We start from the raw sequence: 21,454 nt of genomic DNA, 5'->3' as shown, positions 1-21,454 counted from the left end.
GATTAATTAGACAAATATCATAAGAAAATATACAATCATAAAAGTTAAAATCAACAAAAGTCCCTGAATCTGCACCTTAGATGGTATTGGATCAGGGGCTTTTCACATAGAAAAGAGGAGAAGGTATGGCATCTTCCGTTTATATTCATATACCATTTTGTCAGCAGATTTGTTACTACTGCGATTTTAATAAATTTATGATGGACCGACAGCCGGTTGATCAGTATTTAGAGTATCTAGAGAAAGAAATTGTTGAAAGTTTAAAAAGAAATCCGATTATAGATTTGAAAACAGTTTTTGTAGGTGGAGGAACACCTACAGCATTAACTTTGCCCCAAACTCAAACGTTAGTTGATATGATTAATAAACACATCATTAAAGGGAATAAAGAAATCGAAATGACTTTTGAAAGTAATCCGAATGAAATTTCAAAAGAGAAGCTTCAGATTTTAAAAGATGGTGGTGTGAATCGAATTAGTTTTGGAGCGCAAACATTTGATGAAGGTTTACTGAAAAAGATTGGAAGAACACATTCACCAAATGAAATAGAAGAAGCAATTCAAACTGCCAAAGAAGTTGGAATTGATAATATTAATCTGGATTTAATGTATGCATTACCTGGTCAAACAATGGAACAATTCGTTGATTCTTTAGATAAAGCAATGAAGTTACCGATTCAACATATTTCAGCATATTCATTAATTATTGAACCAAAAACGGTTTTTTACATAGAAATGAATAGGGGCAAGCTTAAACCAGCCCCAGAAGAAGATGAAGCGGCTATGTATGACTTTTTAATGAACTATTTAGAGAAAAATGGCTTTCATCAATATGAAATCAGCAATTTTGAAAAAAATGGCTTAGAAAGTAAGCATAATCTTGTTTATTGGAATAATGAAGAGTATTTTGGATTTGGTGCAGGAGCACATGGCTATATTAATGGAATTCGATATTCAAACGCAGGACCATTAAAGAAATATTTCCAGTTGATCGATGATACTGGAGTCCCAATTGTTCATGAGCATACGGTAACGAAGCAAGAAAAAATGGAAGAAGAAATGTTTTTAGGACTACGTAAAATGCAGGGAGTTTCGGAAAGAAAGTTCCAAGAAAAATTTGGTTCAAACTTTAATGAAGTATTTCCGAACGTAATTGAAAAACTAATGAAGGATGGATTAGTCGAGATGAATGGAGAATATCTTCGATTATCCCACAAAGGAAAGTTACTAGGAAACGAAGTATTTCAAGCATTTTTACTATAAAAGCAGTAAATGTAAGCAGCAGGAAAAGCGGATTAGATAAGGGAGAATAGATCAATCTGATGTATTTACTATTTCTTAATCCATTAATTCTGTACTTCTTTATTCCTGCCCTTAACTTCTTGACATCGTATAAAGGATTTGTTAAGTTAATAATATATTTAGCACTCACTAGATAAGAGTGCTAATAGAGGTGATAAACATGTTGACTGAAAGACAGTTATTGATACTCCAAATTATTATCGATGACTTTATTCGCATGGCACAACCTGTTGGTTCAAGGAGTTTATCTAAAAAGGAAGGTATTTCATTTAGTTCAGCAACGATACGAAATGAGATGGCTGATTTAGAGGAACTTGGTTATATTGAAAAGCCTCATAGCTCTGCAGGTCGAATCCCTTCTGAAAAAGGGTATCGTTTTTATGTAGACCATCTATTATCACCACAAATTGTTAATGACGATGATGTTCGTTCGATAAAAGGTATTTTTGCCGAGCGTATTTTTGAAATAGAAAAGCTTGTGAAAAATTCAGCTGATATACTTTCTGATTTAACAAATTACACAACAATTGCACTGGGACCAAAAGTTACTGAAAATAAGCTTAAAAATATTCAGCTTATTCCAATAGGACCTAATACAGCAGTATCAATTATTGTGACGGACACAGGTATTGTTAAAAATCGAACAGTAACTATACCACCTGGTGTGTCTATGAGTGATATTGAGAAAATGGTAAATATATTAAATGAGCGACTAGTAAATGTTCCAATTCATCAAATAAATGACAAACTTTATAAAGAAATTGCAATGATTTTACGTACGCATATTTCGAATTATGAGAGTGTTATTAAGATGATTGGTGGCACTATTGACGTACCGATTGAACAAAAGCTGATTTTAAGTGGAAAAACGAATATTTTAGCTCAACCAGAATTTCATAATGTGGAGACAATGAAAGTTTTGTTAAACATGATTGAAAAGCAGGATGAACTAAAAAGTATTATTCCTTTTGAACAGATGGGTTTAAGTGTCAAAATTGGTAAGGAAAATGAAAAGTCTGGCTTAGAAAATGTAAGTATCATTAGCGCAACCTATTCATTAGGTGAAGATCAAATTGGTACAATCGCAGTATTAGGACCAACTCGAATGGAATACTCCCGAGTAATCTCATTAATGCATTTAATAACAGGGCAATTGAATTTATTATTTTCATCTAAGGATGTTGAATAAATCCATTGTGAAAAGAAACAATGGATTACATATAAAAAAATAGGAGGTGAAGGTGACATGACAGAACGTCAGGAAGAACTTTTAAATGAAGAAGTAGTGAATGAAGAAACTACTGTTGAAGAGCCTTCAATCTTTACAGAAGAGAAAACTGACAATGTGAATTCTGCTGAAGAAGAGCTTCAAAAACTTCGTGCTGAAGTAGATGAGAAGGAAAATAAGTACCTACGTCTACATGCTGATTTCGAAAATTATAAACGTCGTGCACTTTTAGACCAACAATCTTTAATGACTTATCGTGCGCAAAGCTTAGTAACTGATTTATTACCAGTACTAGATAATTTCGAACGTGCACTACAAGTTGAAGCAACAGACGAGCAAACTGCTTCTTTAAAACAAGGTATGGAAATGGTTTACCGTTTACTTGTTGAAGCTGTGAAAAAAGAAGGTGTAGAAGAAATCCCAGCACTTGGTGAACAATTCGATCCGAATGTCCATCAAGCTGTAATGCAAGAAAGTGATGATTCTAAGCCATCTAATGAAGTTTTACAAGAATTCCAAAAAGGCTATAAGCTAAAGGACAGAGTAATTCGTCCATCAATGGTAAAAGTAAACGAGTAATTAGTTAAGCGTCTATTTAAATCGCTAACATAAATATAAAATTATTTTTTAAAACTAAAATATAACTTATGTAAATTTTAGGAGGAACATGCAATGAGTAAAATTATTGGTATTGACTTAGGTACAACTAACTCTTGTGTCGCAGTATTAGAAGGTGGAGAGCCAAAAGTAATTCCGAATCCAGAGGGTGGACGTACAACTCCGTCAGTTGTTGCGTTCAAAAATGGTGAGCGTCAAGTTGGGGAAGTAGCAAAGCGTCAAGCAATTACAAACCCTAACACAATCATGTCTATTAAACGTCATATGGGTACTACACATAAAGAAAACATTGAAGGTAAAGATTTTTCTCCACAAGAGATTTCTGCAATTATTCTTCAAAACTTAAAGGCATCTGCTGAAGCTTATTTAGGTGAAGCAGTAACGAAAGCAGTTATTACAGTACCTGCATACTTCAATGATGCTGAGCGTCAAGCAACTAAAGATGCTGGTAAAATCGCTGGTTTAGAAGTAGAACGTATCATCAATGAGCCAACTGCGGCTGCATTAGCATACGGTTTAGATAAAATGGATGAAGACCAAACAATCTTAGTTTATGACTTAGGTGGCGGTACATTCGACGTTTCAATCCTTGAATTAGGAGATGGAATTTTTGAAGTTAAAGCTACAGCTGGTGACAACCGTTTAGGTGGAGATGACTTCGACCAAGTTATCATTGATTACTTAGTAGCTGAATTCAAAAAAGAAAATGGTGTTGATTTAAGCCAAGATAAAATGGCATTACAACGTTTAAAAGATGCTGCTGAAAAAGCGAAAAAAGATTTATCAGGTATTACTTCAACTCAAATTTCATTACCATTCATTAGCATGGGTGCAGCTGGTCCATTACACTTAGAGTTAAACTTAACTCGTGCAAAATTCGAAGAGCTTTCTCACAACTTAGTAGAAAGAACTTTAGGCCCAACTCGTCAAGCAATGAAGGATTCTGGCTTAACAGCTAGTCAAATTGATAAAGTCATTTTAGTAGGTGGTTCAACTCGTATTCCTGCTGTTCAAGAAGCAATCAAAAAAGAAACAGGAAAAGAACCACATAAAGGTGTAAACCCAGATGAAGTAGTAGCATTAGGTGCTGCAATTCAAGGTGGAGTATTAACTGGTGATGTAAAAGACGTAGTATTACTAGACGTAACTCCATTATCATTAGGTATCGAAACTATGGGTGGAGTATTTACAAAGTTAATCGAACGTAATACAACAATCCCAACAAGTAAATCTCAAGTTTTCTCAACTGCTGCTGACAATCAACCTGCTGTAGACATTCACGTACTACAAGGTGAGCGTCCAATGGCTAATGACAATAAAACATTAGGTCGCTTCCAATTATCGGATATCCCACCAGCACCACGTGGAATTCCTCAAATTGAAGTATCATTCGATATCGACAAAAATGGTATCGTAACAGTACGTGCGAAAGACCTAGGTACACAAAAAGAACAAAACATCGTAATTCAATCTTCTTCAGGTTTAAGTGATGAAGAAGTAGAACGCATGGTAAAAGAAGCAGAATTAAATGCTGATGCAGATGCAAAACGTAAAGAAGAAGTAGATCTTAAAAACGAAGCTGATCAATTAGTATTCCAAGTAGAGAAAACTTTAAAAGATCTTGAAGGAAAAGTTGAAGAAGCAGAGGTTACAAAAGCTAACGAAGCTAAAGACGCATTAAAAGCAGCTTTAGAAGCTGGTAACTTAGATGATATCCGTACGAAGAAAGATGCTCTTTCTGAAATCGTTCAAGCTTTATCAATGAAGCTTTATGAGCAAGCTGCTGCTGCACAGCAAGCTGCAGGTGGAGCTGAAGGCGGAGCGAAACAAGACGATGTAGTAGACGCTGAGTTTACTGAAGTTAAGGACGAAAAATAATAACGAAAAGTGGAAGGCGTTCGGTCAGCCCCGACAAGCATAAGAACAATAACGGAAAAAGTTTGGTTTTTAACTTTTACCGTTATTGGGCTTATGACCTCGAGGGGCTAACGCCTGGAACTAGACAATATATATATATCTAAAAAAGGGAAGTCAAAGTCAGGGTAGCCTTGACTTTGACTTCCTCTTTTTCTTTTAGAAATGCACAGGATATGTTAAAATATTCTTTATGTGAAAGGAGCGGATTGTAATACTATGAGTAAACGTGATTACTATGATGTGCTTGGTGTGAGTAAAAGTGCATCACAAGATGAAATAAAAAAATCGTTTCGTAAATTAGCAAAAACATATCATCCGGACGTTAATAAGGATCCTGATGCACCTGAAAAGTTTAAAGAGGTGCAAGAAGCATACGAAAATTTATCAGATGATCAAAAACGTGCTCATTATGATCAGTTTGGTCATACAGATCCAAACCAAGGTTTCGGCGGCGGCGGATTTGGCGGCGGCGGATTCGGTGGATTTGAAGATATTTTCAGTCAGTTTTTTGGTGGCGGTGGCGGTGGACGTCGTCGTGACCCGAACGCACCAAGAGCTGGAGCTGATTTACAATATACAATGACGATCCAGTTTGAAGAAGCAGCATTTGGAATGGAAAGAGAAATTGAAATTCCAACTGAAGAAACATGTCATACATGTAGTGGTTCAGGTGCAAAACCTGGTACATCAAAAGAAACATGTAATCATTGTCATGGCTCAGGACAAATGAGTGTTGAACAAAATACTCCATTTGGACGTATTGTGAACCGTACGACATGTTCACACTGTCAAGGTACTGGTCAGATTATTAAAGATAAATGTAATACTTGTCATGGTGCAGGCCGAGTGAAAACTCGTAAGAAAATTATGGTTAAAGTACCAGCTGGTATCGATGATGGACAACAAATTCGACTTTCAGGCCAAGGTGAACCAGGTAAAAATGGTGGTCCTGCTGGAGATTTATATATTGCATTCCATGTTCGTGAGCATGAATTCTTTGAACGTGATGGAAATGACGTTTACTGCGAGCTTCCATTAACTTTTGCACAAGCTGCATTAGGTGATGAAGTTGAAGTTCCTACATTGCATGGTAAAGTAAAAACGAAAATTCCTGCTGGAACGCAAACTGGTACTAGAATGCGTTTAAAAGGTAAAGGAATCAAGGATGTACGTGGTTATGGTCAAGGTGATCAGCACGTAATCGTAAAAGTTATCACACCAACAAAACTAACAAGCCGTCAAAAAGAATTGCTTGAGGAGTTTTATAATATTGGCAAAGGTCAAAAAGACGACAAACACGATTCTTTCTTTACAAAGTTAAAGCGTGCAGTTAAGAATTTTGGCGAACAATAAAGAAGTTATTAATTCAGTACGTTAGTTAAGGTAAAAAGTGGAAACACTAAATAGAAGAAGTAATTTAAATGGCACCCTCTAATTCTGACTATGATTAGAGGGTATTGCCAAGTAAAGAAGAGAGTATGAATGGAGTTGGTAGTTTATGAAATGGTCAGAATTAAGTATTCACACTACACAGGATGCGGTTGAACCGATTTCTAACATTTTACACGAAGTTGGTGCAAGTGGTGTTGTCATAGAGGATGTGTTTGATTTGACGAAGGAGCGAGCACAGGTTTACGGTGAAATCTACCAACTTAACCCAAAAGATTATCCAGAGGAAGGTGTAATCGTTAAAGCATACCTTCCTGTGAATAGTTTTTTAAACGATACAATCGACGGTATAAAAGAAGCAATTAATAATTTAATTTCATATGATATTGATTTAGGAAAAAATACATTTGCTGTGCATGAAGTAAACGAAGAAGATTGGGCGACTGCATGGAAAAAATATTATCATCCAATTTCAATCTCAGATCGTTTTACAATTGTACCTTCTTGGGAAGAGTATGAAGTCAAATCATCAGACGAATTAATTATCGAACTAGATCCGGGAATGGCGTTTGGTACTGGTACTCATCCTACAACTGTTATGTGTATTCGTGCACTTGAGAAAGTTGTTAAATCAACGGACCGTGTAATTGATGTAGGTACTGGTTCAGGAGTATTAAGTATTGCAGCTGCTAAACTTGGCTCTACAAATATAGAAGCTTATGACTTAGACGATGTAGCTGTTCGAAGTGCAAGAGAAAACGTTGTATTAAACAAAGTTGACGATGTTATAAAAGTTGGACAAGGTAACTTACTACAAGGAATTGAAGGTCCGTTCCAAGTAGTTGTTGCAAACTTACTTGCTGAAATTATTCTACGTTTCGTAGACGATGTGTTTAATGTTTTAGAACCAGGTGGAACATTTATTTCATCAGGAATTATTGGTGCTAAACAAGAAGACATCGAAAATGAGCTTAAACGAGTTGGTTTTGAAGTGAAGGAAGTATTACATTTAGAGGACTGGGTTGCAATTATTGCAAAAAAGCCAGAACAAGGAATGTAAGATGCAAAGATATTTTATAGAAGAAACGCAGCTTCAAAATGATCTTGTTTCAATAACTGGTGATGATGCTCATCATATTGCAAATGTTATGCGAATGAAGCAAGATCAAGAAATCATTTGTACAGTTCCAGGTTCTTCAACAGTTCGTTGTACACTTACAAATATTTCTAGTGAACAAATAACGGCAGCTGTTGTAGAATATGTTGAGAATACAAATGAACTGCCAATATCAATTACGATTGCTAGTGGACTACCAAAAGGTGATAAACTAGAGTTAATCATACAAAAAGGTACGGAGCTTGGTGCTTCTGGTTTTTTACCTTTTGCTGCAGCTAGATCAATTGTTAAATTAGATGATAAAAAAGCTAGTAAAAAGGTTGATAGATGGCAAAAAATTGCAAAAGAAGCGGCTGAACAATCATATCGATTTATTGTACCAACCGTGGAACAGCCAGCATCTTTTCAACAATTACTTAACTCAATACAGTATTATGATGCGTGTATTGTTGCATATGAAGAAAGTGCAAAAACAGGAGAATCAGCAGGACTTGTTCAGACATTCCAGTCATTAAAAGAAGGATCACGATTATTAGTAGTTTTCGGACCAGAAGGTGGTTTGTCGGAGAAAGAAGTTAATCAGCTAGAAGAAAAAGGTGCTAAGCTTTGTGGACTTGGACCAAGAATTCTACGAACAGAAACAGCACCATTTTATGTTTTAGCTGCTGCCTCCTTTCATTTTGAATTAATGGGGTGAAGAAATGCCACAAGTAGCTTTTCATACATTAGGCTGTAAAGTTAACCATTACGAAACAGAAGCAATTTGGCAACTGTTTAAAGCAGCAGGTTATGACCGTACTGAATACGAGTCAAAAGCTGATGTTTATGTAATTAATACTTGTACAGTTACAAATACAGGTGACAAAAAAAGTAGACAAGTAATCCGTCGTGCCGTGCGCAAAAATCCAGATGCAGTAATTTGTGTAACTGGATGTTATGCACAAACATCTCCAGCCGAAATCATGGCAATTCCTGGGGTGGATATCGTTGTTGGTACACAGGACCGTACTAAAATGCTAGATTATATCGAGCAATATCGTGTAGAGCGTCAGCCAATTAATGGCGTAGGGAATATCATGAAAGCACGAGTTTATGAAGAGCTAGATGTACCTGCTTTTACTGACCGTACACGTGCTTCATTAAAAATTCAAGAAGGTTGTAACAACTTCTGTACGTTCTGTATTATTCCTTGGGCACGTGGTTTAATGCGTTCTCGTGATCCAAAAGAAGTTGTAAAACAAGCTACGCAATTAGTTGAATCAGGCTATAAGGAAATTGTTTTAACTGGTATTCACACTGGTGGATACGGTCAAGACATGAAAGATTACAACTTAGCAATGTTATTAAAAGATTTAGAAACAGTTGAAGGATTAAAACGTGTTCGTATTTCTTCAATTGAAGCTAGCCAAATCACAGATGAAGTAATTGAAGTTCTTCGTCATTCAAATATTGTTGTTCGTCACTTACACGTACCACTACAATCAGGATCAGATACAGTCCTAAAACGTATGCGTCGTAAATATACAATGGCTGAATTTGCTGAAAGAATTGAAAAACTACGCGAAGTATTACCAAACTGTTCAATTACATCTGATGTAATCGTAGGTTTCCCAGGTGAATCTGAAGAAGAGTTCATGGAAACGTACAATTTCATTCGCGACAATAAATTCTCTGAATTACACGTATTCCCATACTCTAAACGTACAGGTACTCCAGCTGCACGTATGGAAGATCAAGTTGACGAAGAAATTAAAAATGAACGAGTACATCGTTTAATTGAATTATCAAATCAGCTTGCAAAAGAATACGCTTCAATGTTTGATGGAGATGTTTTAGAAGTCATTCCGGAAGAAAAGTATACAGAAAATGGTGTAGAAGGACTATTAATTGGTTACACAGATAATTATCTGAAAGTCGTGTTCGAAGGAACAGAAGACATGATCGGTAAAATTGTAAAAGTTAAAATCGCTGAAGCTGGTTATCCAGTTAATAAAGGTGAATTTGTCCGAGTATTAGAAGATGTAGCTGTTAACTAAGGATAAAATAAATAAAAGGATAGATAATCTAGAATATATCTGGATTATCTATCCTTTTTTATTATTACCAAGAGCAATTTTGTCTGATTTCTTATTAAGAAATAAGTAGTTCAAGAAGAGTAAACCTTTGAAATAGAGTTAAAAATTAATTCCCTCAAACTACCTGTAATTTTAAATTTATATCTATACACAATATAAATACAGAGGTGAAATAATCATGTCAAAAGATAATCAATCAAGAAAAACTGATGACAACCATATCCACGTTGCTACCAACTCATACTTAGACACGAGTGAAAACGACGATTCTAATAAAATTAATTATGACGATGGTGGCAGTCCATACCTAGATACAAGTGAAGACGCATCTTCTGCAGCTAACACAAGACGAGGAGCTCCATATTTAAATACTTAATGGTGAGAGGAATGGGGGAAAGATGGAAATATCTTTTCCCTATACTCTCTTTTTACTTATCTTTTTTCTGCTGTCTTATTAATATCTTCAACCTCAATTAATGGCTTATGATAACCAGCTTTTGCAATATTGATCATTGAACGACCTATTTGTTCTGAAGTCGTTATTGAATTTGGAAAGAATTTTTTTAGGATCGGATAAATAGGTTTCGTTATGTTATAGCCGTATTGATATAGTTTAGTTTTTGATTTTATATCTTTATGTGGAATAATTGCACCTGGTCTAAACATGTATGCAGCTTTAAACGGTAACTTTAATAAGTCATTTTCTGTTTTCCCCTTCACTCTAGCCCACATTATACGACCTTTCTCAGTACTATCGGTACTTGATCCAGTGACATAAATGAAAGTCATTTGTGGATTCAACATTGATAATGTACGTGCGATGGATAGGGTAAGGTCATATGTAATCTTACGATAATCTTCCTCTGTCATTCTAAATGATGAAACACCTAAACAAAAAAAACATGCATCAAATCCAGATAATTGACTTTCAATTGGAGATAAATCAAGTAGATTAGAATGCTTAATTTCATACAATTTTTCATGTTGAATCCCTGTAATACTACGACCAATTGAGTAAATCGAGCTAACAGAAGAATCTTGTAAGCATTCTCTTAATACACTTTGACCAACCATTCCTGTTGCTCCAAAAAGTAAAACCTTCATAATGTAACCTCCATAATCTATTTTCATCGCTTTAGTCTCATGGGCAAATAATAAATGATAAATTATTTTTAAGCAATTTAAAACTGAAAAATAAACGTTCAAAATATGTAAGTGAATATTAGAAAATCCTGAGCTATCTTTTAGAAAAACAAATTCAATTGATTAGTTTATAAATTAATGTTTGATATTAATTGACCTACAAATTGATTAATAAACAATTGTTTTATTACTCTAAGTAAAGGATAGTTGATTAGGTTTTTATAGCAGTCTTTTTTTGATGAATATGGTGATTGGAACGGAGGGGTGCTCGACTCCTATGGGATAAGCGGGAAGGCTGAGACCCCACAGGCTTGCCGAGGAGGTTCAGGTCTCGCCCCATGGAAAGCGAGCATCCTGTAGTGGAAATCAACATCACTCTACTCCTTTTACGAAAATTTGGTAATTTAATTGACAAGATTGTTTTTCAACAGCGTAAAGAGCTAATCAATTCAACTGATTAGCTCTTCTTTATGACATATTTACAGACTCTTTCTTACTAAAAAATTGGATTGTAAAACCTAAAATAATAATCACAATAGAAAATAATAAACTCAACCAAATACTTTGAAATTCACCTACATACGGCTGAACAATATAAGAAAGTATGATACTAATTACAATACTAATTGGAATGTAATTACCGACTTTCCCCTTACTAAAGACAATAACTAAAATTGGAAATAACAATGCAGAATAGACATTTCCTGAGTAAAATAATAGTTCAATAATTTTTTTTGATTGAATAATTGTAGCGAAAAAGATGATCGCCCCAATCATCACGGATAGAAGATAAGCAAGTTTTATTTTTTTTTGATCATTTTTTATCGTGCGAAATGGTTCGATTATATTGATAATGATTAAACTAGCAAGCGAATGTAATACCGCACCAAATGTTGATGTAATCGCATTAAATGCACATAAAACAAAGAGTATGAAAAAAAATGGTGTTGTAATTTTATTTGCTAAACCAACTAAAATTGATTGAATATCTGTAAATCCACCTGTAAATATAACAATAATAAAAAGACATGAAAATGAAAGTGGGAAAATACACCAAATTAAGCCGGATATTGAGAATGTTAAAGGTAGTTTTTTCGATTCAATCATAAATAATCGGTGCCATGAAGTAATGTCAAAGAAAAACTGACCAAATCCAACTAATAAACCTGAAAATAAAAAACCCCATAAATCGTAATGATCAATGACTAGCATGTATGGATGGTATAGTTTAATCCCATCATATACGGGTTGAACGCCTTCTTTTACGAAAAAATACAACGGAATTAAAATTGCCGCTGCAAACATTGTAATGACTTGGAATCCAGCTAATCCATGTATCATCTTTAATCCACCAAAACCTGCAAAAAGTACACAAAAGCTTATAAATATGATTATTTCTATGTACAACGGTAAATTAAAAAGAAAATGAAATAACGTAGATGCGGTCATCGACTGTATATATAATATGTGTAAACTAGTTAATATTAAAATACAAATCATAATCCAATAACCAAGTGGATGTAGTTTCTTCTTCAAATAATCTCCAATTGTTAAACCATCAGGGTACTCCTGTCGAACTTTTTTCCCGATAAAACTAAATACAAATAATGCAATCGCACCTAAAAATGCATATCCAATTCCACCAAATACACCATATTTAATCATTGATTCTGGCGAAGATAATATCGTAGTTCCTGTTACCCAACGTGCCAAGAGAGAAATAATTCCCATTCCCATTCCAATTTGAATAGGTCCTTGTACGTATTCTCTAAATGAACGTGAATTCACGGTTTATTTTCCTTTCTCACGATACTCTTTCGGAGTAATGCCCTCAATTTTGCGGAATAAAGTACTAAAGTAATGCTGACTATTAAAGCCTGAGTTTTCTGCTACATCTGAAATGTTCCAATTTGGATTATTTGTTAAATATCGCTTGGCTGCTTGTATTCTATAGTCTATTAAATATTCTGAAAACGACACACCGACTTCTTCGTGAAATTTTCTACTTAAATAAGTATGATTCGTATGAACTTCTCGAGCAACATCAGAAAGAGAAAGTTTTTCAGCGAAATGATCATGAATATATAAAAGAGTTTGATGGATTAAACTAGAATATTGGTTTGATGTGTCGGTCTCACTATATTTAGATAAAACTTTATATAATTCACTTTCTATTATTGGCTTAGTTAAATAATCTAGAACGCCGATTCGGATTGACTGTTGTGCATAATCAAAACTTTGATATGCTGTAACCATAATAATATCTACGTCTTTATTTAGTGCTCTAAGCTCTTCACCAAACTCCAGTCCTGAACGTCCAGGTAGATTAATATCTAGAAACGCAATATTAATTTTATGGTTTTGGTTAATTGTGATGGCTTGGCATGCATCAGCAGCTTTAAAAAACTTCCATAATGGAAACATATTTTTTATTAAATATTCCATCTGTTCAAGCTCTAATGGTTCATCATCTACTAATAACACATTCAATTTATTTTCCCTCCTTTACTCTCATATATAAGAGGCCAGACGACCTTAACATTTGTTCCTGATTCATTTGAAGTAATCAGTACATGACCACTATTACCAAAATATAGTTGTAATCTCTTTTTTATATTATCTAATCCATGGCCTTCTTGATTAGAAAAAGTATTAGTCATTCCCATTAAACCATTATCTATAACTTCTAAACAGACTAGCTCGGAATCTTGATAAAATCGTATATCCAGTAAAGCTTCTCCAATCTTTTTTTCTAAACCGTGTTTAAATGAATTTTCTACTAAGGTTTGCAAAATGAAAGGGGGAACTAGCGCATTAAATAAATCTTTTGGACAATCTAACTCTGTTTTAAGACGATCACCAAACCGTAGATTTTGAATGTCTAAATAATATTGAGTATATTGTATTTCTTGATTTAACTGGATTAAGGGCTCGGATGATTTATATTTAAATTTTAAAAATTGAGAGAACGTTTCTAGGGCTCGGATTAATTCCGAAGTTCGATTTAAACGCGCTAAGCTTAATATGACATTAAGTGTATTAAATAAAAAGTGCGGTTGAATTTGCTGATTTAATTTATTGTATTGAGCTTCTTGTAATGCATGTTCTAACCGAATTTCTCTATTTTTATTTTCAAGTAAGTCAATTCTTTTTTCAAAGATAAACAAAAATAATAAAGCAATAGCTCCCATAATAGGAGCTAAAATAAATAGCATAATTAGTAAAGTAAATCCCTCGTAACTAAGCATGAAGAACCTCAATTAGTTTTTTTAATAATATTTTTAATTTTTTTGAAAATTTTGTTTATAATTAGGTGATTTCAACGAAAGTTGCTCCAATGGAAGGGAACGAAAGCTGAGCATCCTATTGGAGCTTCTTAGAGGAGTCTCTAATCTTCGCGTATTTTCCATAGGAGCCTTACAATATCTTAATCGAATCAACATTCGATTTATAATCCAATTTTATAAGCATTTATATCTAATTATTAGAAGTAGAATCTCTACATGGCAGGATCAATTCTCTTCTTTTCCTTCACTTCATGCCTATAAGAATACTATTTAATTAATGATGTGACAAGCAACTTGATGATTTTGCTCAGATAATTTTAATTCAGGTGCTTTTGTTTTGCAAATATCAATCGCGAAAGGGCATCTTGTGTGAAAACGGCAGCCGCTTGGAGGATTGATTGGAGAAGGGACATCTCCTGTTAAGATAATTCTTTCTCTTTGATGTACCGGGTTCGGTACTGGAATAGCAGATAATAGGGCACGTGTATAAGGATGCTGAGGATTTTCGAATATTGATTTTTTATCAGCAATCTCAACAATTTTTCCTAAATACATTACCATTACTCGATCAGAAATATGTCTTACTACACCTAAATCATGTGAGATAAAAAGAAAGGTAAGTGAGAATTTTTTCTGCAACGATTTTAATAAGTTTAATACTTGGGCTTGGATTGAAACATCTAGTGCAGAAACTGCTTCGTCACAAATAATTAGTTTTGGATCAACAGCAAGTGCACGTGCAATTCCGACACGCTGACGTTGACCGCCACTAAATTCATGAGGATAACGTTCCATTGCTTCTGGTCTTAACCCAACATGTCCTAATAATTCCTCAATTCTAGCTTTACGTTCTTCTTTTGGAACGACATTTTGAATGGCTAATGCTTCACCTAAAATTTGTCCAATTGTTTGTCTAGGGTTAAGTGAGGCAAACGGATCTTGGAAGATTACCTGTAGATCCTTTCTTATTTTACGCATTTCTTTTTTTCCTAAGCTTAATAAATCTTTTTCCTTAAAATGAATACTCCCACTTGTAGGCTCGTCTAATCTTAGAATGGCTCTACCAGTAGTAGACTTACCACAACCAGATTCTCCAACTATACTTAAAGTTTCCCCCTCGTAAATGTGGAAGCTAATATCGTCTACAGCTTTTACATGATTAACCGTTCTTCCTAAAATGCCTCCTTTAATTGGAAAGTATTGTTTTAAATGATCTACATTAAGTAGTATTTTTTTATCCACTAGTTGTAATGCCATTATTCAATCCCTACTTTCTCTATGATGGTATGATCAGTTTCCCATTGTGATGTATACATCCAACAACTGACTTCAGTATTTTTGTCGAGTGTTAGTAAATCTGGCACTGATTCATGACACATTGGCTTTGCATGTGCACAGCGTGGTGCAAAACTACAGCCCTTAGGCATATTAAATGGACTAGGTACAGTACCAGGTATTGTTGTTAATTCATCCTGATCCATATCAAGACGTGGAAGAGAGTTTAATAACCCGATTGTGTATGGGTGCTTAGGGTTATTATAAAGTTCTTTTGCTGATGTATATTCAACAATTCTTCCAGCGTACATGACAGCCACTCGATCGCAAGTTTCATAAACGACGCCTAGATCATGCGTGATTAGTATGACAGCTGTACCTAAATCTTTTTGGAGTGATTTAATTAATTCCAGAATTTGCGCTTGAATTGTCACATCAAGAGCAGTAGTCGGTTCATCTGCGATTAGCACTTCTGGATGACAAGCAAGTGCCATTGCAATCATAACCCTTTGTCTCATACCACCACTAAGTTCATGTGGTTCTTGCTTTGCACGTTTTTCAGGAGATGGGATCCCTACAAGTCGAAGCATTTCAACTGCTTTCTCCCAAGCTTCCTTTTTGCCTAATTTTTGGTGAAGACGAATCGCTTCTGCAATTTGTTCGCCAGCTGAATAAACTGGGTTTAAAGATGTCATTGGCTCTTGAAAAATCATTGAAATTTCATTCCCTCGAATGGAACGCATTTGCTTTTCCGTTTTTGCTAGTAAATCTTCACCTTTAAAAAGAATACTACCACCAGTTATTTTTCCTGGAGGAGATGGGATTAATCCTAATAGTGATAATGATGTAATACTTTTACCACTTCCAGATTCTCCTACTATTCCAAGTGTTTCACCTTTTTTTAATTTAAAGCTAATTCCATTAACAGCTTTACTTATTCCTTCATCTGTATAAAAGTAGGTTTGTAGATTTTTAACCTCAAGAATTGTTTCATCAAATTGTTTTTTCATAGTAGTACCTCCTTAATTCAAGTCAACTCGTTTATTAAAGTAACGGTAGAGAATATCAACAGCTAGATTCATAAATACAAAGATAACTGAAGCGATTAATACGCCACCTTGAACCATCGGTAAATCTCTTGTCCTAATTGCATCAACAATTAATCTACCAAGTCCATTAATTGCAAAAACTGACTCTGTTAAAACGGTACCACCAAGTAATGCACCAAACTGAAGTCCAACAACAGTAATAACAGGAATAAGAGCATTCTTTAAACCATGTTTATAAATAATGACATGTTCTTTTAATCCTTTTGCTCTTGCTGTACGCATATAGTCTTGACGAACAACTTCTAACATACTTGATCTAGTCATTCTAGCTACTATTGCAGCACCACCTGCACCTAATGTTAATGCTGGCAGTACCATATGTTTAAACGTTCCCCAGCCAGCAACTGGGAATATATGAAGATTAACTGAAAAGAAGTAGATCAGCATTAAACCAAACCAGAAACTTGGTAAAGAGATTCCTAGTAAAGCGACAATCATAATTGTAATATCAGCTGCAGAGTACTGTTTAGTCGCTGATATAATTCCTGCTAGCATACCAAGTACAACTGTAATGAAAATACTAGCCAGTGCAAGTTCAATTGTAATAGGCAAACGAATCATAATCTCATCTAATACTGGACGATTATTTCGAAGCGATTCACCAAAATCTCCTTGTAATACATGAACAACATAGTCGAAATACTGAATAATGACAGGACGATCAAGTCCAAGTTGATGACGAATCATTTCGATTGTTTGTTTCGTAGCACCTTCACCAGCAAGTAGTGTTGCTGGATCACCAGGAACCATCTGCATGATTAAAAAAACGACTAAACTTACACCAAGTAAAACTGGAATAGTTTGTATAATTCTTCTGACAATAAATAGAAACATGTACTTTCCTCCTTATTTTTTCATTCTTGGATCAAGAGCATCTCTTAGTCCATCTCCGAAAATATTAAATCCTAATACAAGTGTTGAAATCGCAATACCCGGGAATAAGGCAATGTGTGGTGCGGTAAATAAGTAATCACGTCCACTGCTTAACATCGCTCCCCATTCTGGTGATGGAGGCTGAGCACCTAATCCTAGATATGATAAGCCTGCTGCTGAAAGAATAGCTGTAGCAAGTTTTAACGTAGCTTGGACAATTATTGGTGAAAGAATATTCGGGAAAATATGTTTGAATATAATTGTTGAATCAGTTGCACCTAATGCACGAATTGCGTCTATATACTCAAGCTTTCTGACGGATAATGTAGATCCTCTAACGATTCGTGCAAACGTTGGGATTGAAAAGATACCGACAGCAACCATTACATTAATTAGACTAGGACCTAGTGCACTAATGATCGCAAGTGCTAGTAGAATACCTGGGAATGCTAGTAATATATCAACAACTCTCATAATGATCGTATCAACCCATTTTCCGTAATAACCTGCAATCAACCCTAGAGTAATTCCGAAAATTGCACCAAATAAGACAGATACGAAACCAACAGAAATTGAAAGACGACTTCCATAAATGATTCTACTTAAAATATCTCTTCCTTTATCATCTGTTCCCATCCAATGTTCTAGTGATGGAGGTTGTAGCTTATGCATTAAATCAATCGCAAAAGGATCCTTCGGTGAAATAAGTGGTGCCAAAAAAGCTACTAAAATATAAAAAAGTACGATATATCCACCAACTAGTGCCAATTTATTTTTTTTAAACTTCTTATAAAATACTTTCCATCTTTTTAGTTTTTGAGATTCTTTTTTTTCTAATTTGATTTCATTGTTATTCAATACAATCTCTGTTTTCATTCTTTTTCCCCCTTTTCTTTGTTTAAATTTATTCAAAATTAGAATTGAAGTAAATATAATGCGGAAAAGCAGTAAAGATAATTAAAAAACGAGTAAAGATTCTGAAAATATAAAATTTTATTTTTTTTTATAATTTGAATAAGCCTACGTACTCAGGAAAAATGGTGAACAAGAGAATCATGGGGGCAAGTATAAGAGGAGGAAGAAAAAAATGAAGAAAAAGACAGCTGGAGTATTATTTGCATCATTATTAACAGTTTCTACTGCGCTTGCAGGTTGTACATCAGACCAAACAAGCAGTAGTGCAACAGGAACAAAGGCAAAAGCAGGGGGAACATTGGTCGTTGCTAGACTATCTGATGCGACTACATTAGATCCACATTTTATTACTGATATACCATCAGCTAACGTTGTTTATGAAAAGGTATATGAAACATTAGTTGAACCAGATAAAAATATGGAGCCAAAACCTCTTTTAGCAACAGAATGGAAGCAAATAGATAACGTGACTTGGGAATTCAAATTACGCAAAGGCGTTAAGTTCCAAGATGGATCACCATTTAATGCAGATGCAGTTAAAACAAATTTTGATCGAGTTCTTGACCCGAAAACTGCATCACCACAAGCTGGTAAATTTGAAATGATAAAAGAAGTTAAAGTGGTAGACGATTCAACTGTACAATTTATTTTGAAATACCCATATGCTCCACTTTTATCAATTTTAATGAGTAATGAAGGAGATATTATTAGTCCAAAATCGATTAAAGAAAACAGTGATAAAATTGGGAGAAATCCAGTTGGAACTGGTCCTTATGTATTTAAATCTTGGAAATCAGGAGAAGAAATTAAAATTGAAAAAAATAAAGATTACTGGGGTAATAAACCTAAAATTGATGGTGTAGTCTTTAAAGTAGTTCCTGAAGATGCTACAAGACTAGCAATGATCGAAACTGGTGAAGCACATGTAACTGATCAAGTGCCTGTAACAGAAATCGATCGAATTGAAGCTTCTGACACAATGGATTTATACCGTACAGATGGACTAGCTGTTGAATATTTAAGCTTCAATACAAAGAAAAAACCATTTAATGATGTTCGTGTCCGTCAAGCGATTGCACATGCAATTGAAGTAGATTCAATTATTAAAGGTGTATATAACGATGTTGGAACAAAAGCAAATTCAACAATGAGTCCAAAAGTATTTGGATATGATCCGAATATTAAAGGCTATAATTACGATATTAATGAATCTAAAAAGCTATTAAAAGAAGCAGGAATTAAAGACGGCCTATCATTTACACTTACAACTAGTGACCGTAAAGAAAGAATAAATATGGCTGAGGTTATTCAATCTCAATTAAAAGGGATTGGTATTAATGTGAAAATTCAAGTACTTGAATACGGAGCTTATATTGATGCAATTGCAAAAGGTCAACACCAAGTTTCAATTGGTGGATGGGGAAATGCTACTGGTGATGGCGACTATAACCAATTTAACTTATTTGATAGTAAATCCCAAGGTGCAGCAGGAAATAGTTCATTCTATAGCAACCCAGAAGTTGATAAATTAATTGAATCAGCTCGTCAAGAAGCGGATAGCGAAAAACGTAAAGAACTTTATGCTCAAGCACAAGAAATTGAAAACAAAGATGTACCATATGTACCTATTCGTAACTATGAGCATTTAGCAGTTACTGGCTCATCAGTTAAAGGACTTTGGTTAAACCCAGCAAGTTATTTAATGCTTGATGATGTAACAGTGAAATAAGTAATTCAATGGAACAGCATAATTTATTATGCTGTTTCAGTTTTTAAAGAGAAGTTTGCAATAGGAGGATAAAAATGATTGATTTGCTATTAGTTAATGGAACTGTTATCACAATGGATACAGAAAGAAGAATTATAGAAAAAGGTGCAGTTGCAATTCATAATGGAAGAATTGTAGATGTTGATTTGACTGAAAACTTGAATACCAAGTATGAGGCAAAAAAAGTAATTGATTGTAGTCATCAATGTATTCTACCTGGATTAATAGATGTTCATGGTCATGGTGGTCATTCAATGTTTAAAACAATCGCGATGGAGAATATCGATTTTTGGATGCCGATTATGACGAAAACGTATAAGCATTATGTGACGGATGATTTTTGGTACTACGAAGGAAAGCTGTCAGCACTTGAAAGATTAAAAGCGGGTATTACAACAGGCGTTAGTGTGTTAGGCTCAGTGCCGAGATCTGATGATCCCATATTTGCAATAAATCATGCAAAAGCTTACAACGAAGTAGGAGTTCGTGAAGTAGTTTGTACAGGTCCGTGTAACCCACCTTGGCCACATTCATTTAGTAGATGGGTTGACGGGAAAAGAATTGAGAAAGAAGTTACATATGAAGAAGTTTTAAAAGGTGCCGAAGCGGTTATCGAGGCATTAAATCACGCAAATGATGATCGAACAAGAGCCTTTATTACACCATTTGTTATTGTAACGTCCGTAGATCCTTCCTATCCGACTTCCCCAGATCGACTTTACGGACTAACAAAACATGATCTTTATCAAGCTAAAAAAATAAGAGAGATTGCTAGGAAATATAATACAAGAATTCACTCAGATGCATTTGGTGGAATGATTCACTTAGCAATTCAAGATAAAGAAAATGCACTATTAGGTCCCGATGTCCATCTTCAGCATTGTCGAGGAATTTCATTCGACGAAGCCAAAATATTAGCTGAAACTGGTACAAATATTAGTGCTTCTCCAGGTTTTGGACAAGTTAATGCACGTACACCAATTACAGAATTAATTGAAATGGGAGCAACAGTTGCCATTTCTACAGACGGTACCTCACCATCTACGAGCTTTGACTTATTCCAAGCGATGAGGAAAACACAGTTTGTACATCAAGCAGCGCTCAGAGACTATTACTATTTACCACCTGGAAAGCTTTTAGAAATGATCACGATTGATGCAGCAAAATGTATTGGTTGGGATGATGAAATTGGTTCACTTGAAATTGGAAAAAAAGCAGATGTCATAACAGTTAATCTTCATCAACCACATTTGACTCCAGAATATATGCATGTTCATCGTTTAGTATTTCAAACAGTAGCAAATGATGTAGACCATGTCATTGTAGATGGAAAACTTATTATGGAAGGCAGAAATGTAAAAACCGTTCATGAAAGCACAGTTTTAAATGAAGCAAATGAAGAAGCCTTTGCAACGGACTAGAAAAATATATGCAACCTA

At 34.7% G+C, this 21,454-nt stretch carries 19 protein-coding genes; 11 read left to right on the top strand and 8 right to left on the bottom strand.

The features are described from left to right. Positions 1 to 125 precede the first annotated feature (125 nt). The 9 genes from hemW to BED47_RS19955 all read left to right on the top strand — a co-directional run bounded on the left by hemW (position 126) and on the right by BED47_RS19955 (position 10,021). The gene (hemW, locus tag BED47_RS19995) at positions 126 to 1,262 is read left to right on the top strand and encodes a radical SAM family heme chaperone HemW (protein WP_069035095.1); all 1,137 of its coding nucleotides are present in this window, start codon (positions 126 to 128) and stop codon (positions 1,260 to 1,262) included. A 199-nt stretch (positions 1,263 to 1,461) separates the two neighbouring features. Continuing rightward, entirely contained in the window at positions 1,462 to 2,490 is a 1,029-nt protein-coding gene (gene hrcA / locus BED47_RS19990; RefSeq protein WP_069035094.1) for a heat-inducible transcriptional repressor HrcA, read from the top strand. A gap of 57 nt (positions 2,491 to 2,547) precedes the next feature. Beyond that, positions 2,548 to 3,108 (top strand): nucleotide exchange factor GrpE, encoded by a 561-nt coding sequence (gene grpE / locus BED47_RS19985; protein WP_069035093.1) that lies wholly within the window; start codon positions 2,548 to 2,550, stop codon positions 3,106 to 3,108. A gap of 93 nt (positions 3,109 to 3,201) precedes the next feature. Then, entirely contained in the window at positions 3,202 to 5,025 is a 1,824-nt protein-coding gene (gene dnaK, locus BED47_RS19980; RefSeq protein WP_069035092.1) for a molecular chaperone DnaK, read from the top strand. A gap of 255 nt (positions 5,026 to 5,280) precedes the next feature. Continuing rightward, positions 5,281 to 6,417, top strand: coding sequence for a molecular chaperone DnaJ (gene dnaJ / locus BED47_RS19975; protein ID WP_069035091.1), 1,137 nt, complete (start codon positions 5,281 to 5,283; stop codon positions 6,415 to 6,417). A 145-nt stretch (positions 6,418 to 6,562) separates the two neighbouring features. Further along, positions 6,563 to 7,513, top strand: a complete 951-nt coding sequence (gene prmA / locus BED47_RS19970; RefSeq protein WP_069035090.1) for a 50S ribosomal protein L11 methyltransferase — start codon at positions 6,563 to 6,565, stop codon at positions 7,511 to 7,513. Between the two features lies 1 nt (position 7,514). After that, positions 7,515 to 8,267, top strand: a complete 753-nt coding sequence (locus BED47_RS19965; protein ID WP_069035089.1) for a 16S rRNA (uracil(1498)-N(3))-methyltransferase — start codon at positions 7,515 to 7,517, stop codon at positions 8,265 to 8,267. Between the two features lie 4 nt (positions 8,268 to 8,271). Beyond that, positions 8,272 to 9,606: a tRNA (N(6)-L-threonylcarbamoyladenosine(37)-C(2))-methylthiotransferase MtaB gene (gene mtaB, locus BED47_RS19960; protein WP_069035088.1), complete on the top strand. Its 1,335-nt coding sequence runs from the start codon at positions 8,272 to 8,274 to the stop codon at positions 9,604 to 9,606. Between the two features lie 217 nt (positions 9,607 to 9,823). Further along, positions 9,824 to 10,021: a hypothetical protein gene (locus BED47_RS19955; RefSeq protein ID WP_069035087.1), complete on the top strand. Its 198-nt coding sequence runs from the start codon at positions 9,824 to 9,826 to the stop codon at positions 10,019 to 10,021. A 56-nt stretch (positions 10,022 to 10,077) separates the two neighbouring features. On the opposite strand, the gene BED47_RS19950 is transcribed toward BED47_RS19955, so the two are convergent. The 8 genes from BED47_RS19950 to nikC all read right to left on the bottom strand — a co-directional run bounded on the left by BED47_RS19950 (position 10,078) and on the right by nikC (position 18,208). After that, complete coding sequence (locus BED47_RS19950) at positions 10,078 to 10,749, bottom strand: epimerase (protein WP_069035086.1); 672 nt, start codon at positions 10,747 to 10,749, stop codon at positions 10,078 to 10,080. A gap of 507 nt (positions 10,750 to 11,256) precedes the next feature. Further along, positions 11,257 to 12,576, bottom strand: a complete 1,320-nt coding sequence (locus BED47_RS19945; protein ID WP_025569163.1) for a hypothetical protein — start codon at positions 12,574 to 12,576, stop codon at positions 11,257 to 11,259. A gap of 3 nt (positions 12,577 to 12,579) precedes the next feature. Continuing rightward, complete coding sequence (locus tag BED47_RS19940; RefSeq protein WP_069035085.1) at positions 12,580 to 13,278, bottom strand: response regulator transcription factor; 699 nt, start codon at positions 13,276 to 13,278, stop codon at positions 12,580 to 12,582. Beyond that, positions 13,275 to 14,036, bottom strand: a complete 762-nt coding sequence (locus tag BED47_RS19935) for a sensor histidine kinase (protein ID WP_025569165.1) — start codon at positions 14,034 to 14,036, stop codon at positions 13,275 to 13,277. The genes BED47_RS19940 and BED47_RS19935 overlap by 4 nt, the downstream gene beginning before the upstream one ends. A gap of 309 nt (positions 14,037 to 14,345) precedes the next feature. Further along, positions 14,346 to 15,332, bottom strand: coding sequence for an ABC transporter ATP-binding protein (locus BED47_RS19930; RefSeq protein WP_025569167.1), 987 nt, complete (start codon positions 15,330 to 15,332; stop codon positions 14,346 to 14,348). Beyond that, positions 15,332 to 16,360, bottom strand: a complete 1,029-nt coding sequence (locus BED47_RS19925) for an ABC transporter ATP-binding protein (RefSeq protein ID WP_069035084.1) — start codon at positions 16,358 to 16,360, stop codon at positions 15,332 to 15,334. The genes BED47_RS19930 and BED47_RS19925 overlap by 1 nt, the downstream gene beginning before the upstream one ends. Positions 16,361 to 16,372: 12 nt before the next feature. Then, positions 16,373 to 17,293, bottom strand: a complete 921-nt coding sequence (locus BED47_RS19920; protein WP_025569271.1) for an ABC transporter permease — start codon at positions 17,291 to 17,293, stop codon at positions 16,373 to 16,375. 12 nt (positions 17,294 to 17,305) lie between these two features. Continuing rightward, positions 17,306 to 18,208 (bottom strand): nickel transporter permease, encoded by a 903-nt coding sequence (gene nikC / locus BED47_RS19915; protein WP_069035083.1) that lies wholly within the window; start codon positions 18,206 to 18,208, stop codon positions 17,306 to 17,308. Positions 18,209 to 18,419: 211 nt separating this feature from the next. Between nikC and BED47_RS19910 the strand changes: the two genes are divergently transcribed. Both BED47_RS19910 and BED47_RS19905 read left to right on the top strand, forming a co-directional pair. Further along, entirely contained in the window at positions 18,420 to 19,976 is a 1,557-nt protein-coding gene (locus tag BED47_RS19910) for a glutathione ABC transporter substrate-binding protein (RefSeq protein WP_069035082.1), read from the top strand. A gap of 74 nt (positions 19,977 to 20,050) precedes the next feature. Then, entirely contained in the window at positions 20,051 to 21,436 is a 1,386-nt protein-coding gene (locus tag BED47_RS19905; RefSeq protein WP_254664634.1) for an amidohydrolase family protein, read from the top strand. Positions 21,437 to 21,454 lie beyond the last annotated feature (18 nt).

It is taken from the genome of Gottfriedia luciferensis (genome assembly GCF_001712755.1).
Taxonomy (GTDB): Bacteria; Bacillota; Bacilli; order Bacillales; family Bacillaceae_G; genus Gottfriedia; species Gottfriedia luciferensis_B.
This window is presented reverse-complemented; position numbering and strand designations above follow the sequence as displayed.

Bases quoted from the DNA above. Each gene is read 5' to 3' on its own strand.
- hemW (WP_069035095.1), top strand. From the start codon at position 126: ATGGCATCTTCCGTTTATATTCATATACCATTTTGTCAGCAGATTTGT.
- hrcA (WP_069035094.1), top strand. From the start codon at position 1,462: ATGTTGACTGAAAGACAGTTATTGATACTCCAAATTATTATCGATGAC.
- grpE (WP_069035093.1), top strand. From the start codon at position 2,548: ATGACAGAACGTCAGGAAGAACTTTTAAATGAAGAAGTAGTGAATGAA.
- dnaK (WP_069035092.1), top strand. From the start codon at position 3,202: ATGAGTAAAATTATTGGTATTGACTTAGGTACAACTAACTCTTGTGTC.
- dnaJ (WP_069035091.1), top strand. From the start codon at position 5,281: ATGAGTAAACGTGATTACTATGATGTGCTTGGTGTGAGTAAAAGTGCA.
- prmA (WP_069035090.1), top strand. From the start codon at position 6,563: ATGAAATGGTCAGAATTAAGTATTCACACTACACAGGATGCGGTTGAA.
- BED47_RS19965 (WP_069035089.1), top strand. From the start codon at position 7,515: ATGCAAAGATATTTTATAGAAGAAACGCAGCTTCAAAATGATCTTGTT.
- mtaB (WP_069035088.1), top strand. From the start codon at position 8,272: ATGCCACAAGTAGCTTTTCATACATTAGGCTGTAAAGTTAACCATTAC.
- BED47_RS19955 (WP_069035087.1), top strand. From the start codon at position 9,824: ATGTCAAAAGATAATCAATCAAGAAAAACTGATGACAACCATATCCAC.
- BED47_RS19950 (WP_069035086.1), bottom strand. From the start codon at position 10,749: ATGAAGGTTTTACTTTTTGGAGCAACAGGAATGGTTGGTCAAAGTGTA.
- BED47_RS19935 (WP_025569165.1), bottom strand. From the start codon at position 14,036: ATGCTTAGTTACGAGGGATTTACTTTACTAATTATGCTATTTATTTTA.
- BED47_RS19930 (WP_025569167.1), bottom strand. From the start codon at position 15,332: ATGGCATTACAACTAGTGGATAAAAAAATACTACTTAATGTAGATCAT.
- BED47_RS19925 (WP_069035084.1), bottom strand. From the start codon at position 16,360: ATGAAAAAACAATTTGATGAAACAATTCTTGAGGTTAAAAATCTACAA.
- BED47_RS19920 (WP_025569271.1), bottom strand. From the start codon at position 17,293: ATGTTTCTATTTATTGTCAGAAGAATTATACAAACTATTCCAGTTTTA.
- nikC (WP_069035083.1), bottom strand. From the start codon at position 18,208: ATGAAAACAGAGATTGTATTGAATAACAATGAAATCAAATTAGAAAAA.
- BED47_RS19910 (WP_069035082.1), top strand. From the start codon at position 18,420: ATGAAGAAAAAGACAGCTGGAGTATTATTTGCATCATTATTAACAGTT.
- BED47_RS19905 (WP_254664634.1), top strand. From the start codon at position 20,051: ATGATTGATTTGCTATTAGTTAATGGAACTGTTATCACAATGGATACA.